The organism is Candidatus Egerieousia sp. (assembly GCF_056211015.1).
Genome location: NZ_JBAELF010000041.1, coordinates 47952 through 62572, shown reverse-complemented (window position 1 = coordinate 62572; position 14621 = coordinate 47952). Strand labels below are relative to the sequence as shown.

The 14621-nt window shown below is 48.4% G+C and carries 14 protein-coding genes and 1 tRNA gene; 8 read left to right on the top strand and 7 right to left on the bottom strand.

All coding sequences use genetic code 11. The features are described from left to right. The first annotated feature begins 47 nt into the window (after positions 1-47). Together AC06L3_RS03200 and AC06L3_RS03195 are read left to right on the top strand one after the other, a co-directional pair. The gene (locus tag AC06L3_RS03200; protein WP_475669178.1) at positions 48-515 is read left to right on the top strand and encodes a thermonuclease family protein; all 468 of its coding nucleotides are present in this window, start codon (positions 48-50) and stop codon (positions 513-515) included. Positions 516-541: 26 nt separating this feature from the next. Beyond that, the gene (locus tag AC06L3_RS03195) at positions 542-1177 is read left to right on the top strand and encodes a CatA-like O-acetyltransferase (protein WP_475669177.1); all 636 of its coding nucleotides are present in this window, start codon (positions 542-544) and stop codon (positions 1175-1177) included. A gap of 38 nt (positions 1178-1215) precedes the next feature. Here AC06L3_RS03195 and AC06L3_RS03190 read toward each other — a convergent pair whose 3' ends face one another. From AC06L3_RS03190 to AC06L3_RS03175, 4 genes are all read right to left on the bottom strand, one after another. Then, positions 1216-1644 (bottom strand): hypothetical protein, encoded by a 429-nt coding sequence (locus AC06L3_RS03190; protein ID WP_475669176.1) that lies wholly within the window; start codon positions 1642-1644, stop codon positions 1216-1218. 29 nt (positions 1645-1673) lie between these two features. Continuing rightward, on the bottom strand, positions 1674-3260 hold the full coding sequence (locus tag AC06L3_RS03185) for an N-acyl-D-amino-acid deacylase family protein (RefSeq protein WP_475669175.1): 1587 nt from the start codon (positions 3258-3260) through the stop codon (positions 1674-1676). A gap of 1 nt (position 3261) precedes the next feature. Next, positions 3262-3579, bottom strand: coding sequence for a hypothetical protein (locus AC06L3_RS03180; protein ID WP_475669174.1), 318 nt, complete (start codon positions 3577-3579; stop codon positions 3262-3264). A 511-nt stretch (positions 3580-4090) separates the two neighbouring features. After that, a tRNA-Leu gene (locus AC06L3_RS03175) sits at positions 4091-4178 on the bottom strand. A 189-nt stretch (positions 4179-4367) separates the two neighbouring features. On the opposite strand from AC06L3_RS03175, the gene AC06L3_RS03170 reads away from it, so the two are divergent. Beyond that, complete coding sequence (locus tag AC06L3_RS03170; RefSeq protein ID WP_475669173.1) at positions 4368-5660, top strand: MFS transporter; 1293 nt, start codon at positions 4368-4370, stop codon at positions 5658-5660. Between the two features lies 1 nt (position 5661). Then, positions 5662-6630 (top strand): ROK family protein, encoded by a 969-nt coding sequence (locus AC06L3_RS03165; RefSeq protein WP_475669172.1) that lies wholly within the window; start codon positions 5662-5664, stop codon positions 6628-6630. Positions 6631-6660: 30 nt separating this feature from the next. Here the strand turns inward: AC06L3_RS03165 and xerA are convergent, their stop codons facing one another. From xerA to AC06L3_RS03150, 3 genes are read right to left on the bottom strand one after another with little or no spacing between them, the layout of a single operon-like run. After that, entirely contained in the window at positions 6661-7611 is a 951-nt protein-coding gene (xerA, locus tag AC06L3_RS03160) for a site-specific tyrosine recombinase/integron integrase (RefSeq protein WP_475669171.1), read from the bottom strand. Between the two features lie 8 nt (positions 7612-7619). Then, complete coding sequence (nth, locus tag AC06L3_RS03155) at positions 7620-8285, bottom strand: endonuclease III (protein WP_475669170.1); 666 nt, start codon at positions 8283-8285, stop codon at positions 7620-7622. Continuing rightward, positions 8282-9013 (bottom strand): cell division ATP-binding protein FtsE, encoded by a 732-nt coding sequence (locus tag AC06L3_RS03150; RefSeq protein ID WP_475669169.1) that lies wholly within the window; start codon positions 9011-9013, stop codon positions 8282-8284. Before AC06L3_RS03150 ends, nth begins: the two co-directional genes overlap by 4 nt. Before the next feature lie 310 nt (positions 9014-9323). Here AC06L3_RS03150 and gyrB point away from each other — a divergent pair, with 310 nt between their 5' ends. Genes gyrB through AC06L3_RS03130 form a run of 4 tightly spaced genes read left to right on the top strand, consistent with a single transcriptional unit; the run spans position 9324 to position 14621 of the window. Beyond that, a complete protein-coding gene (gene gyrB, locus AC06L3_RS03145; RefSeq protein WP_475669168.1) occupies positions 9324-11363 on the top strand; it encodes a DNA topoisomerase (ATP-hydrolyzing) subunit B in 2040 nt (679 codons plus the stop codon). A 3-nt stretch (positions 11364-11366) separates the two neighbouring features. Further along, positions 11367-12479, top strand: a complete 1113-nt coding sequence (locus AC06L3_RS03140; RefSeq protein ID WP_475669167.1) for a peptidoglycan DD-metalloendopeptidase family protein — start codon at positions 11367-11369, stop codon at positions 12477-12479. Between the two features lie 29 nt (positions 12480-12508). After that, the gene (locus tag AC06L3_RS03135) at positions 12509-13777 is read left to right on the top strand and encodes an aminotransferase class I/II-fold pyridoxal phosphate-dependent enzyme (protein ID WP_475669166.1); all 1269 of its coding nucleotides are present in this window, start codon (positions 12509-12511) and stop codon (positions 13775-13777) included. A 16-nt stretch (positions 13778-13793) separates the two neighbouring features. Next, the gene (locus AC06L3_RS03130; protein ID WP_475669165.1) at positions 13794-14621 is read left to right on the top strand and encodes an SDR family oxidoreductase; all 828 of its coding nucleotides are present in this window, start codon (positions 13794-13796) and stop codon (positions 14619-14621) included.

Genomic DNA, 14621 nt, shown 5'->3' with positions numbered 1-14621 from the left:
TTGCCTATCGCCGGTGAAAAATGGTGAATTATGACTACCTTTACACTATGAAACGTTTCCTTCTGGTTTTTATGTTGTCTCTGCTGCCTGTTTTCGGCATGGCGCAGAAGTTTCCTGTAAAGGTGGTGGGCGTGTCGGACGGGGACACCTTCACCGGGCTGAACAGGGACAAGCTGCAGATAAAGTTCAGGATATATGGCATTGATGCGCCTGAGAAGCGGCAGGCTTTCGGGAAGAAGTCCAAGGAGTATCTGTCGCAGCTGATCTTTGGCAAGGACATTGTGGTTGATGTGCAATCCCAGGACGGGTGGGGCAGATATATAGCTTATGTTTACACTGGCGATGGTGAAGATGTATCTCTGCTGATGATCAGGTCGGGGTTCGCCTGGCATTTCGCCAAGTACGACAGCACGCAGAAGTACATTGAGGCTGAGGCTTACGCCAGGTCACAGCGCAGGGGCTTGTGGCAGGACAGAAACCCTGAGGCACCCTGGGAGTTCAGGAAGAAGAAATAGGTCTGCAATTTATTGACTTCATTACTATGAAAACAGCGGCTAAGAGAATCATTGATTTTGACGGATGGAACAGGAAGGATTACTATGCGTTCTTCGGGAATATGCCGGATCCTTTCTTCGGCCTCACGGTGAAAGTTGATTTCAGCAACTGCTACAGGAAGGCGAAGGCGGAGGGTAAATCATTTTTCCTGTATTCGCTTCACGGGATACTTAAAGCGCTCAATTCCATACCGGAATTCCGTTACAGGATAGAAGACAGGCATGTGGTGCAATATGATTACGTTGGCGCCAGCCCTACTATTGCAAGTGAAGACGGTTCATTCGGTTTTGCCTATTTTGATTGGTATGAGAATCTGGATCAGTTCGTGGAGGCTGCAACAGCGGAGATTGAACGTGTAAAGAATGCTTCCGGGCTGAGTATCAACGAGAACGAAGGACGTAATGATATCATTTATTTCACATCCATTCCATGGGTTGATTTTACCAGTATCAAGCATGCAGGAGGGCATCAGCCTGGAGACAGCATCCCGGAAATCGCAGTCGGGAAATTGCACGAGGAAAACGGCAGAATGATGATGAGCGTTTCTGTAGAGGTCAATCATGGCCTTGCCGACGGCCGTCATATAGGATTGTTTGTAGATGCTCTGGCAAATGTTTTTTGATGTGAAATAGCTTTCTGAATTTTTGTTAGAAAAATCTGTCAGTCGTTGCTGCCGCCGAAGTAGTCTTCTATGTCGTGGAAGTCTATGTGGCTGAAGTTGCCTTTGGGACCATCGTAGTAGTCGTAGAAGTCCTTGTAATCTTCTTTGGAGAACTTGTCAATGAGTCTGTTTTCCTCTGAACCTTCCAGAAGTACTTTGTGAATACGTTCCCTGGTATCTGCCGGAGGAATGAACACGGGCTGGTCACGCTGCAGTCTGTCCAGACCTAAACGGTGCCTCTCTTCCGGAGTCATCAGTTCGTAATAGCTTTTTCCCGGCTGTCTGTTTTCCCATTCTCGCCGCTGCCTCTCCTGGGAAACATTGTCTGCAATGCGTAGTACCAGAGCCAGCACTACCGGAAAACTCAGGAAGAGAATCCAGAATGCTTTGGCTTTGAAATCATTATCGGGTTTTCTGGTCTTTGGCATAGGACGCAAGTGGTTGTTTTACAGTTTCTTCAATATTTTTGTGCGTTTGAGCGGGCAGGTGCATTCCTGCGGATTACCTTTCCTTTGAGGGCACCGGTGTAGCGGTCGTGGTCTATGGTTATGGTGCCGTTCACAATCACGTACTGGAAGCCTGTGGCCATGTTCTTGGGCGATTTGAATGTAGCGTTGGCACGAATTTCCTCCGGCTTGAAGACAAGAATGTCCGCGTATGCGCCGGCTGCAATCCTGCCGCGGTCATTCAGTCTGTAAGTTTCTGCAACAAGACCGGTGCTGCGGTGTATCATGTCACCAAGGCTTATCACTTTTTCCTTCATCACGTATTTCTGAATCTTCTCGGCGAATGAGCCGGCAGGCCTTGGATGACCTCCGAAATCACCGCCATCGGTACAGTTCATAACCCATGGCTGCTTCATGAAGTTGGCAATGTCCGCTTCGCACATTATAAAGGTTGCCAGCCCTGCACCGCCTTTTCTGGCCAGAGCGATTGTGGCGTCAAGAGGGCTGAGCCCCATTTCGCGGGCCACTTCCTCCAGAGTCTTCCCGTGATGTTTCCCGCTTGTGAACAATATGGTTTCAGCACCGCCGCGTTCAACTATGAGTCCGGCAACCTCCGCCTTTATCTTTTCACAGGTCAGTGAATCTTCCAGACGTTTCCTCAGACCTGCATTACCACCGTCGCGGCACCATGCAGGGAACAGGGCTGATGTCACACTTGTTCCTGAAGCCTGATAAGGATATTGGTCGGCCGTAACTTTCACACCCTCCTTCTGAGCCTTTTCAATCATTGCAATTATTGCATCGGACTGGCCCCAGACACTTTTCCCCAGACATTTTATGTGCGATATGTTCACCGGAACTCCTGCAACACGCCCTACATTGAGGGCCTCCTCTATGGAAGCCTGCAGGCCTATGCCATCCTTGTTCTCATTGCGCACATGCGTGGTGTAGATGCCGCCGTAAGGAGCCATGAACTTTGCCAGTTCATAAACCTCATCAATGGCAGCAAAACATCCAGGCACATAGAACAGACCGGTGGAGAGTCCGAAACTTCCGCTCTTCAGATCCTCTGCAAAGTACTCCTTCATTTTCTCCACTTCTTCCACTGTCGATAGTCTGGCAACTTCTCCCATAACCTTTCCTCTCAGAGTGCCGTGCCCGGTGAAGCTGGCAGTGTTGGGGCCTATGCCTTGCTGTTCAAGCTTTGCAAAATATTCTGAGAGAGGGTAGTGGCTGCTGCCACACATGCCCGTGAATACTGTGGTCACACCCATCCTCAGGTAGTTCTCATCGCTGCGTGTCTTGAGCAGGGTGCCTTCCTGATGCGAATGCGGGTCAATGAACCCAGGACAGACCACATAACCATCGGCGTGGATTATAGTATCTGCCTTGAACTTCTTTCCGGCCTTGCCTGCATATATGATGCGTTCTCCCTTGATTACCACATCGGCAACAACGGCTTCCTCTCCGCTGCCGTTGTAAACTGTTCCGCCTGAAATGATGATATCCGCTTTCTCCCTTCCTGAAAGAGGGAGGATGGTAAGAATCATAATGGCAGCGAGTGCCCATAATTTTCTGTTCATGGCAAAATGTCTCATATTAAACTTGTTCCAGATAGTTTACCTTCTTGTTATGTGAAATGGCGTATTCAATCTCGCTTCTTGTGCTGCTGCCAATGTAGCCGTTCACATTTATTACAAAAATCTCATCAGCCATATCAATCTTGCACTTGTGCATGTCGTCAAGCATTTCCTTTGTGCCCTCGGTCCACACCTCGTTATCACCGGAATGCCCGAAAAGACCTACACTTATTACAATATTGCCTTCAAGCGTGAGCCGTTTCTGAACCTCAAGGAACTGCTCTTTGAAGCGCGTGCTGCCGCAAAGGGTTATTACTTTGTATTTTCCTCGTTCCATAATCAGGTAGCAATTTCTGTCTCAAATTTAAGACTTCCTAATCACAAATCCTATCTGCCTGGCCATATTTCTATTGTTCCGGGTGCTGAGGCTGGCATTTTGCACCCCGATGGAGCCGGAAGTGCTGACCCGGGTGCAGAAACAGGCTTTTTGCACACGGATTGAGTCATAGTGAACATTAGTGGTGCACAACGGGAATTTATGGTACTCACGAACGGACGTTCCAGAACACTTGGGAGTGCTCGGATGAGAACGGGGCGCCTTTTTTCTGGGGGTGGTTCTCAGCATGCTGCGTGCAGCACATGTCTGGCAGAGACTGGTGAGTACCGGGCGTATTAGTAGAGGAGGAAGATGAGCAGCGGGGTGGGGATGCTGCCTCCCTGGTGTGTGTGGTTCTGTGCGGAGGCATTTGTTGCAAGGAGTGCAAGAAGAAACAGATTACTGTGAGATTTCTCCAAAGGTGAGTATGCCTATAACTGAAAAAGGACAGCGTTATGCTGTCCTCAATTATTGGTGCCCAGAACAAGACTCGAACTTGCATGCCCTAAACGAGCACTACCCCCTCAAAGTAGCGTGTCTACCAATTCCACCATCTGGGCGAAAAGCGTGTGCAAAGGTAGTGACATTTTTAAGAAATGCAAATTATTTTTCAAAAACTTTTGTAGAAATGCGTTTGAAAACATTTTTTGCAATATTGGCTCCGGTTTCGTAACTTTGAAAGATTTGAGTGGAACCGCACGAATTTCGGTGTCACAACATAGTTTGAAATCAAATAATAACGTAACAATATGGAAAACAAAAAAAATTATGCATTGCCAATAGCAATGATGTTCTGCCTGTTCTTCATGATTTCCTTCGTGACAGGCCTCCAGAACCCTATGGGTATCATTATCAAGGCGCAGTTCCATGCGAGCAATCTGGTTTCCCAGCTGGGTAACTTCGCCAACTTCATTGCATATGCGTTCATGGGTATTCCTGCTGGAATGCTTCTTACTAAAATCGGTTACAAAAAGACAGCTCTTGTTGCAATAGCCGTTGGATTCATTGGCGTGGCAATCACTTATTGCTCAGGTCTCATAGGTAACGCAAGCCCTGAGAACACATCAATGATTTTTGCAGTATATCTCATTGGCGCTCTGGTTTCAGGCTTCTCAATGTGTATGCTCAACACTGTTGTCAATCCAATGCTCAACACTCTGGGCGGTGGCGGAAACAAGGGCAACCAGCTCATTCAGTTCGGTGGTTGCTGCAATTCAGTGGGTGCTACAATAGTTCCAGTACTTGGCGGTTATCTCATTGGTGACATTGCCAATGCACAGATATCTTCAGCAACACCTGCAATGTTCATTGCAATGGGCATCTTTGCACTGGCATTCATTGTGCTTTCAACAATGAGCATCCCTGAGCCTTTCATTGTAAAGAACGAGAAGAAGGACGTGAACGACAAGCACAGTGCATGGAGCTTCCGTCATTTTGTTTTCGGAGCCGTTGCAATTTTCTTCTATGTAGGCATAGAGGTAGGTATTCCTAACATAGGCAACCTGTTCATGACAAACAGTCTTGGAATGGATGCAACAATAGCAGGCAGCATTGCCGGTACATACTGGTTCTGCATGCTTATTGGAAGGCTTGTAGGTGGCGTGGTAGCTTCCAAGGTCAGCAGCAAGGCAATGCTGAGCACTGCTTCACTGATAGCCATTGTATTCCTGCTTCTGGCAATCTTCATACCGGCAAACGTGAATGTTTCAATGCCTGTATTCCAGTCCAATATTTCATTCGGAATGGAGAACGTTCCTATCTGCGTTATGTTCCTTACACTCTGCGGCCTTTGCACCTCAGTCATGTGGGGCGGTATTTTCAACCTTGCAGTTGAGGGGCTGGGCAAATATACGGCAGCGGCTTCCGGCATTTTCATGATGATGGTTTGCGGCGGTGGCGTAATGCCTCTGCTCCAGGCACAGATTGCGGACTGGACCTCATACCTGAGCAGCTATTATCTGGTAATTGCAATGCTTGCATTCCTCTTCTGGTATGCAGTTGCAGGTTCAAGGAATGTTAACAAGGACATCAAGGTAGACTGATATGGAAGAGATAAAGACAAAAGAGTACGTGGTTGGCATTGACGTTGGAGGTCAGACCACAAAAATAGGTATCGTTAACAGAAGAGGCGAGATAGTCAAACAGAGCGTTATCAGCTCAATGTTCGGTGCCGGCGAGGCAGGCCTTTTCGAGGATGCGGTATGCAAGGCAATAAAATCACTGCTTGCCCATGCTGGCCTTGCAGCCGAGCAGATTCAGGGTATAGGTATGGGCGCTCCTGATGCCAATTATTACTCAGGAACAATTCATGATGCTGTGAATCTCGCATGGGCAAAAGGTATAACTGTGCCTATTGCTTCAGATATAGAGAAACGTATAAATATTCCGGTAACAGTCACCAATGACGCCAATGCCGCCGCAATAGGTGAAATGACCTACGGCGCCGCACGCGGTATGAAGGACTTCATCATGATAACGCTTGGAACCGGCGTTGGCAGCGGTATAGTTGTGAACGGCTCACTGGTTTATGGTCACGACGGTTTCGCAGGCGAGCTCGGCCACACCAAGATTATAAGGAACGGTGGAAGAATGTGCGGTTGTGGCCAGTGCGGATGTCTGGAGGCCTACACTTCGGCAATAGGCATTGCACGCACTGCAAGGGAGTGGCTGGAAATGAGCGATGAACCATCGCAGTTGAGAAATCTTTCGGAAATAACTTCAAAGGATATCTTTGTTGCTGCGGAGAATGGTGACAAGCTTGCTGTAAAAGTGTTTGAATATACCGGAAAACTTCTTGGGGAGGCATTTGCGAACTTCATACCTTTCAGCGCACCTGAAGCTATAGTTCTGTTCGGAGGTCTGGCAAGGGCCTGGAAGTACATTGAGAAACCTATTCTCGATGCCATGAACAGCAATGTGGTCTTCCTATGGAAGAACAAGGTGAGGTTGATTCATTCAACCCTCCCTGAGAGCGATGCCGCAATTCTTGGTGCAAGCGCTCTGGCTTGGTAGTCCTGAATTTGCGTTTGACTGAACTCCCGGCTATTTCAGCGGGTGATGCTCAAGGATATTCCTGTGCCACTGAGCTGTGCTTACGTGGGTGTAAATTTCGGTTGTAAGAATACTGCTGTGACCCAGCATTTCCTGAACGGCGCGCAAGTCCGCGCCGTTTTCTATAAGATGGGTGGCAAATGAGTGGCGGAATGTGTGCGGCGATATCTCCTTTGATATCCCGGCCTTTTCCGCCGCTTCCTTTATTATCAGAAACACCATTACACGGGTCAGAGCCTTGCCTCTTCGGCCAAGAATCAGTATGTCTTCATCAATGTTCCGCTTGCGCTTGCTCTGCCGGCAGGAACTTATTATCTGCCATCGCTGTGGAAAATAATTGTTTATGGCGCGGATGGCCGCTTCTCCCACAGGTACCAGACGCTGCTTGTTGCCTTTGCCTATGACTCGGATGAAGCCTTCCTGGAGAAAGAGATCCCCCAGACGCAGGCTTACAAGTTCGCTTACGCGCAGCCCGCAGGAGTATAGCAGTTCTATGATTGTGCGGTTCCTCTGGCCGTTCTCCGCACTGAGGTCGAAACTGTTCAGAATCCTTTCAATCTCTTCAACTGAAAGCACCTGCGGAAGGTATCGGCTTATCTTGGGAGAGTCAACTTTGTCGCAGGGGTTGTCGGTGAGTTCCAGCCACTTGAAGAACATTCTTATGGCGCTCAGCTGTCTGGCCTGTGTCCTTTTGGAAATGTTGGCGTCGGCCTTGCTCTTAAGGAAGTCCCTGATATGTTCGGGCGTAATCTGAATCCCGTCTTTTGCGGTTCCCGATTCAGCTACTGAAATGCATCCGGACTGGCGTTCTTTTCTCACAAATGAGAAAAACTCGTTGAGGTCGCTCCTGTAGGCGCTTATTGTGTTGGGCGATAGTGACCTTTCGAGCTTGAGATAGGTGCAGAAATCAGTTATGGTGTAGTTGGGATCAATCTCTTGCATAGGGCGGTTCAGCTGTTGATGTGCCTGTTTTCAGTAGCGTTTTTCTTTGCAAATTCGGGGCACCAGCCGCTCAGACCGCAGCCGTTGCAGTCAGGCTTGATGGCCTTGCAGACATAGCGGCCGTGGAGTATGAGCCAGTGGTGTGCATCGGCGCACTTTTCTTCCGGTATTATATTGTTGAGGTCATTCTCCACTTCAAGAGGATTCCTGCCCTCGCTCAGCCCCAGCCTGTGCGATACCCTGAACACGTGGGTGTCAACAGCTATCACCGGAGCCCTGAAGATAATTGAGGCAACCACATTGGCCGTTTTCCTTCCCACTCCGGGCAGCTTTTGAAGATCTTCCACTGCCGATGGCATTTCTCCGTTGAACTCGCTGCAGAGCTTCTGTGCCATTCCAATCAGATGCTTTGCCTTGTTATTGGGGAATGACACTGATTTTATGAGATCGTATACCTGCTCGAAACTTGCACACGAAAGCGCCGCCGCCGTTGGAAAGGCCTTGAACAGGGCGGGGGTTACCATATTTACCCGCTTGTCTGTGCATTGCGCCGAAAGAATCACGGCAACAATGAGCTGAAATGGATTCTCAAAATCCAGTTCGCTTTTTGCTCCCTGCATATTGTTTTCAAGCCAGCCAAGAATGTTCTCTATATTTTGTCTTGAATTTGTCATACCTGGAAAATCTCCTCAAGAATGGAATCGTCCAGTTCAAGGATATGTGTGTTCTCCACTGCCTTGAGCCGGCCTTGCTCGCACATGTAGAGCTGATGCGGATATTTGTTGGTCAACTCCATGTTGTGAGTGACCATTATGACCGCCGGCTGCCTCTGCTCGTGAATCTTCATTAGCAGCTGCATTATTTCATCGGTGGTGTCGGGGTCAAGATTGCCTGTAGGCTCATCGGCCAGAATCACAGGAGGATTGTTGAGCAGAGCCCTTGCAATCACAACCCTCTGCTTCTCGCCGCCTGAAAGCTGGTGCGGCATGTTTGCGGACTTTCCTTCCATTCCAACCATCGCCAGTACCTCATTCACCCTTTCCTTCATAAGTTTCTTCTCCTTCCAGCCGGTTGCTCCAAGAACGAACATCAGGTTCTCCTCAACGGTCCTGTCCATAAGAAGCTGGAAGTCCTGGAATACCACGCCTATCTGCCTTCTCAGGTAAGGAATGTCCTTCCTGCGGATTTTCCCAAGATTGTAGCCGCATATTTCTATCTCTCCGTTTTCAAAGGGGAATTCGCAGATCAGCGTCCTTATCAGCGAGCTTTTGCCGCTGCCTACCTTGCCTGCAAGATATATGAACTCGCCTTTGTCAAGCGTAAGTTCAACATTATGAAGTATTACTCCGCTGCCGTTGCGGATGTCTGCGTTGCTTATGCGTATCAGCTGTTTCTCTTCCATTGCCTTATGCTGTTTTGAAGCATTGTTTTCTTATTGGCAAAGATAATATCCGCAGGGTATAATTGCAAGCCGTCCGATTCTTAGGCGCCGCTTCTTGATGTATTTCAACAGCAGTTGAATAATGCAATATTTGCAATCCCAGATGTTGGATAAAAAATGGATTTTTGCTAAATTTGCACGATTTGAGTGCATTTTCTGACAGTGCGCTGCAAATCAATGAAACATCAGGAAATTGCGGAGGGAAGAAGTTTCGCAAGCCTATCGTAAGTTCCTGAAAGAAAATAAATTAAATGCTTGCGAAACTTGTGAAATGAGTGAAGTGGAAAATAACGCAGTAGATAAGCAGGGTAATTATGGTGCGGACAGCATTCAAGTGCTGGAGGGACTGGAGGCAGTGAGAAAGCGTCCGTCAATGTATATTGGAGACATTGGTGCAAGAGGTCTGCATCATCTTGTATATGAGGTTGTTGACAACTCAATAGATGAGGCCCTGGCTGGTTATTGCTCTGAAATAGATGTATATATCAATCAGGATAATTCAATAACCGTAAAGGATAACGGTAGAGGTATCCCTACCGGCATGCATGAGAAGGAGGGCAGAAGCGCCCTGGAGGTTGTTCTCACGGTGCTCCATGCGGGCGGTAAGTTCAGCAAGGACAGCTACAAGGTTTCAGGCGGTCTGCACGGTGTGGGTGTTTCCTGTGTGAATGCATTGTCGGTTCATCTCAAGGCGGAGATTCACAGAGAGGGCAAGGTGTTTGTTCAGGAATATTCAAAGGGCGTTCCATTGTATCCTGTGAAGGTTGCCGGCGAGGCTTCGGACACCGGAACAATCATAAGTTTCAAACCGGATTCCGAAATATTCACACAGTCAACAGTTTATGATTACTACACACTTGCGGCGCGCTTGAGGGAACTGGCTTTCCTGAACAAGGGCGTGCAGCTTTCAATCACCGACTTGCGCACCAAGGGCAAGGCCGATGGAGATGATGAGGAAGGCGCCAGCGTGAATGCGGAAAGTGCGGCAGGCAGCCATCAGGAAGGAGGCATTATGAAGGGAAGGCACGAGGTATTCTACTCCCAGAAAGGTCTTCTTGAGTTTGTACAGTACCTCGATGGCAACAGAGAGAAACTCACCGAGAACCCTATATACCTTGAAACGGACCGTACAGGCATTCCAATTGAGATTGCAATGCAGTACAATACCGATTTCTCGGAGAACATACATTCATACGTAAACAACATCAACACAATAGAGGGCGGTACCCATCTTTCCGGTTTCAGGCGCGGTCTCACTTCCACGCTCAAGTCTTATGCAGACAAGAACGGATTCCTTGCAAAGGCAAAGGTTTCCATTGATCCCGAGGATTTCAGGGAGGGCCTCACCGCTGTGATTTCAGTAAAGGTTGCAGAGCCTCAGTTCGAGGGCCAGACAAAGACCAAACTTGGAAACTCGGAGGTTATGGCAGCCGTTTCAGGCGCTGTGAGCAAGGCTCTGGAACAATATCTGGAAGAAAATCCTAAAGATGCAAAGAATATTGTAGAAAAGGTGATTCTTGCCGCTACGGCCCGTCAGGCCGCCAGAAAGGCAAGGGAGCTTGTCCAGAGGAAAACTGTGATGTCGGGAGCAGGCCTGCCGGGCAAGCTGGCCGATTGCTCGGACAGAAATCCAGAGAACTGCGAGCTCTTCCTTGTTGAGGGAGATTCCGCAGGTGGAACAGCCATCACCGGTAGAAACAGAAAGTTCCAGGCAATCCTTCCTCTCAGGGGAAAGATTCTCAATGTTGAGAAGGCAATGGAGCACAAGGCGTTCGAAAGCGAGGCTATCAGGAACATTTACACGGCTCTTGGTGTTACCATAGGTACTGAGGAGGACAGCAAGGCATTGAATCTCACCAAACTCCGTTATCACAAGGTTATCATTATGACCGATGCCGATGTTGACGGCGCCCATATTTCAACATTGATTCTTACATTCTTCTTCCGCTATATGCCGGACCTTATCAAGAGCGGTTACGTATATTGCGCCACACCTCCATTGTATATGGTAAAGAAAGGCAGCAAGGAGAAATATTGCTGGACAGAGGAGGAAAGGGCCGCACTTGTTGAAGAACTTGGCGGCGGTTCCGAGAAAGGAATGCATATCCAGCGTTACAAAGGTCTTGGTGAAATGAATGCGGTTCAATTGTGGAACACTACAATGGACCCTGAACAGAGAATATTGCGTCAGATAACCATAGAGAATGCGGCGGAGGCAGACAAGGTCTTCTCCATGCTTATGGGAGACGATGTTCCACCAAGAAGAGAATTCATAGAACAGAATGCAAAATATGCAAACATAGACGCATAGCCAATGAAAATGCATTCTACTACATATTTCAGAGGTTTTGTGTCCGTTCTGGTGTTCACGGCAATAGTCCTGGCTTCTCCGTGCTCGTTCGCTCAGACCGGCACCGGAGGCGGGAACACCATCTTGCGCATATTCTCCTCCCGTACACCTGCCAATGAAAAGCTGAGCGGCGAGCAGCAGAATGAGCAGGCCAGGCAGAAGAGAATACAGAGGGAGGAGGAGCGTGAACGCAGGAATCGGCAGGCGGAAGAAAGAAGGCGTTCGAGGAGAAGCAGGAATACTGAAGATCTTTCCGCATACGTTCCGCAGCCGCTTCCAATGTACGCAAAGATACCTTCATATATAGAAAGATGCGGCAATACGTTCGAATATCTCATAATGGATGAAGTTGAGGCAATGTCACTCGAGGATGAGCGCAATATTGATTTCACTCCACTCCCCGATGGATATGACGAACTTGATTCCACATTGGATCCGTTCAAGGCTTCACTGGCCGATACCAGGGACACTTTCAAGATAGACGTGCATTCTTTCTGTGTTCCCACATGCGGCCGCGTTACTTCCGAGTTCGGTTTCCGCCGGTGGAGACATCACAATGGAATAGACCTGAAGGTACATAGAGGCGATACCGTTTACTGTGCTTTTGACGGCGTAGTAAGAATCCGCCGTTATGACCGTAGAGGCTATGGCTATTTCGTGGTTGTAAGGCATACCAATGGACTTGAAACGGTTTACGGCCATTTCTCAAAATTCCTGGTACAGCTTGGCGATGAGGTGAAAGCCGGAACTCCTATAGGACTTGGAGGTTCTACCGGACGTTCAACCGGTCCACATCTGCACCTGGAGTTCAGGTACCTTGGAAATCCTATAAATCCTAGGGATATTGTTGATTTCGATTCAACTTATTCAATAAAGAACAGCACTCTGGTGCTCACAGCATCCAACTTCAAGTACAAGAAGGAACTGTCCAAGATAAAGTACTGGACTGTAAGGAAAGGCGATACCCTTGGAAGAATCTCAAAGCGAACGGGCGTTTCAATAAGCAGAATCTGCAAGTTGAACCGGATAAGCAGGAAAACGATTCTTCGTGTAGGCAGGAGATTGAGATATAATTAGTTGATTATTACAAATTTAAATATTATACTATGGATATTTTTGAAAGAATATTAAAGGATGACGGCGGTCCCCTTGGTCAGTACCGCAAACAGGCTCACGGATATTTTGCATTCCCTAAGCTCGAGGGTCTGAACGAGGGTGAGATAGGCCCGTATATGATGTTCAACGGACAGAAGGTTCTGGCCTGGACATTCAATAACTATCTCGGTCTGGCAAATGAACCTGAGGTTAGAAGAATAGATGCCATGGCAGCTGCAAAATGGGGTCTTGCCTATCCAATGGGCGCACGTCCTATGAGCGGTCACACTTCTCTTCACGAGCAGTTCGAGAGGGAGCTTGCAGAGTTCGAGTGCAAGGAGGATGCATATCTTTTCAATTTCGGTTATCAGGGAATGATTTCGCTCATAGATGCTCTTGTAACACGCCACGATGTCATTGTTTATGACTCCGAGGCTCACGCCTGCATCATGGATGGCGTAAGGCTTCACATGGGCAAGAGGATAGTTTATCCTCACAACGACATAGAGCGTTGCGACAAGGCTCTTGCCAGAGCAACCAAGATAGCTGAAGAGGAAGGTGGCGGAGTCCTTCTCATCACGGAGGGCGTTTACGGTATGACCGGAGCTCTTGGCAAACTTGACAAGATTGTTGAACTCAAGAAGAAATACAATTTCAGAATTCTCATTGATGACGCTCACGGTTTTGGTGTAATGGGCCCTCACGGAAGAGGTACCTCGGAGCACTTCGGAGTAATGGACGGCATTGACCTGTATTTCGGAGCATTTGCAAAGGCAATGGCTCAGATTGGAGGATTTGTTGCTTCCCACAAGTATATAATCGATTATTTGAGATATAATCTCCGTTCTCAGATTTACGCCAAGTCACTTCCTATGGCATTGGTTGAAGGCGGTCTCAAGAGACTTGACATGATACGCAAGGGCGACGAGCGCCGTGCCCAGCTGTGGAAAGTAACCCGCGCCCTTCAGGACGGTTTGAGGAAGAGAGGCTTTGATATCGGTGCCGCCGAGGCATGCGTCACACCTGTATTCATGAAGGGTGAGGTTGCAGAGGCAACAGAGGTTCTGATTGACCTTCGCGAGAACTATCATATCTTCTGCTCCGCAGTTGTTTATCCTGTTGTTCCAAAGGATGTGATAATGTTCAGGCTCATTCCTACCGCAATGCATAACCTGGAGCATGTTGAATACACACTCAATGCATTCGAGGAACTTCAGAAGAAGATCAGCGCCGGAGCCTACAAGGGTGCAAAGGAAGTAAGGAACATGTCAATAGAGTAGTTCTGCCATGCAAAGTATGAAAGGAAAGATTGCTGTTGTTACCGGTGCCTCTTCAGGCATCGGTCTGGCAACAGTAAAGGAGTTCGCCGCACAGGGCGCATACGTTGTCCTTGCTGCCCGCAATGTTGACAAGCTTGAGGAAACCGTTGACACTCTGCGCAAGGCGTACGGCCCTATGGCCAACGGCAAGGAGGGCTTCATTGCGGTAAGGACAGATGTGAGCAGTGAGGAGGACTGCCGTAATCTCATGGAGCGCACGGTGGAACATTTCGGAAGAATAGACATCCTGGTAAACAATGCCGGCATATCAATGCGAGCAATGTTCAAGGATCTGGACCTTTCCGTAATCCGCAGGCTTATGGACACGAACTTCTGGGGAACTGTCTATTGCACGAAATACGCTCTTCCTTACCTTCTTGAAACAAGAGGTTCCGTTGTGGGCGTCATTTCTATCGCCGGCTTCAAGGGACTTCCTGCACGTACCGGATATAGTGCATCCAAGTTCGCAATCTATGGCTTCCTTGATACTTTGCGGGTAGAGCATCTTCACGATGGCCTCCATGTGATGATTTTCGCTCCGGGTTTCACAGCATCCAACATAAGGTTCACTGCATTGGTTGCCGACGGAAGCCAGCAGGGAAGAACCCCGAGGGAGGAAGGTGAAATGATGAGTGCGGAAACCGTTGCCCACAAGATGGCCCTTGGAATAATGAAACGCAAGGCGCAGATCATTCTGACTCCTGTAGGCAAGGCAACCGTTCTGCTGAATAAAATATGCCCCGGACTGCTTGACCGTCTGGAGTACAACTATATGAAGAAGGAGCCTGATTCTCCTTTGAAATAA

Bases quoted from the DNA above. Each gene is read 5' to 3' on its own strand.
- AC06L3_RS03200 (WP_475669178.1), top strand. From the start codon at position 48: ATGAAACGTTTCCTTCTGGTTTTTATGTTGTCTCTGCTGCCTGTTTTC.
- AC06L3_RS03195 (WP_475669177.1), top strand. From the start codon at position 542: ATGAAAACAGCGGCTAAGAGAATCATTGATTTTGACGGATGGAACAGG.
- AC06L3_RS03190 (WP_475669176.1), bottom strand. From the start codon at position 1,644: ATGCCAAAGACCAGAAAACCCGATAATGATTTCAAAGCCAAAGCATTC.
- AC06L3_RS03185 (WP_475669175.1), bottom strand. From the start codon at position 3,260: ATGAGACATTTTGCCATGAACAGAAAATTATGGGCACTCGCTGCCATT.
- AC06L3_RS03180 (WP_475669174.1), bottom strand. From the start codon at position 3,579: ATGGAACGAGGAAAATACAAAGTAATAACCCTTTGCGGCAGCACGCGC.
- AC06L3_RS03170 (WP_475669173.1), top strand. From the start codon at position 4,368: ATGGAAAACAAAAAAAATTATGCATTGCCAATAGCAATGATGTTCTGC.
- AC06L3_RS03165 (WP_475669172.1), top strand. From the start codon at position 5,662: ATGGAAGAGATAAAGACAAAAGAGTACGTGGTTGGCATTGACGTTGGA.
- xerA (WP_475669171.1), bottom strand. From the start codon at position 7,611: ATGCAAGAGATTGATCCCAACTACACCATAACTGATTTCTGCACCTAT.
- nth (WP_475669170.1), bottom strand. From the start codon at position 8,285: ATGACAAATTCAAGACAAAATATAGAGAACATTCTTGGCTGGCTTGAA.
- AC06L3_RS03150 (WP_475669169.1), bottom strand. From the start codon at position 9,013: ATGGAAGAGAAACAGCTGATACGCATAAGCAACGCAGACATCCGCAAC.
- gyrB (WP_475669168.1), top strand. From the start codon at position 9,324: ATGAGTGAAGTGGAAAATAACGCAGTAGATAAGCAGGGTAATTATGGT.
- AC06L3_RS03140 (WP_475669167.1), top strand. From the start codon at position 11,367: ATGAAAATGCATTCTACTACATATTTCAGAGGTTTTGTGTCCGTTCTG.
- AC06L3_RS03135 (WP_475669166.1), top strand. From the start codon at position 12,509: ATGGATATTTTTGAAAGAATATTAAAGGATGACGGCGGTCCCCTTGGT.
- AC06L3_RS03130 (WP_475669165.1), top strand. From the start codon at position 13,794: ATGAAAGGAAAGATTGCTGTTGTTACCGGTGCCTCTTCAGGCATCGGT.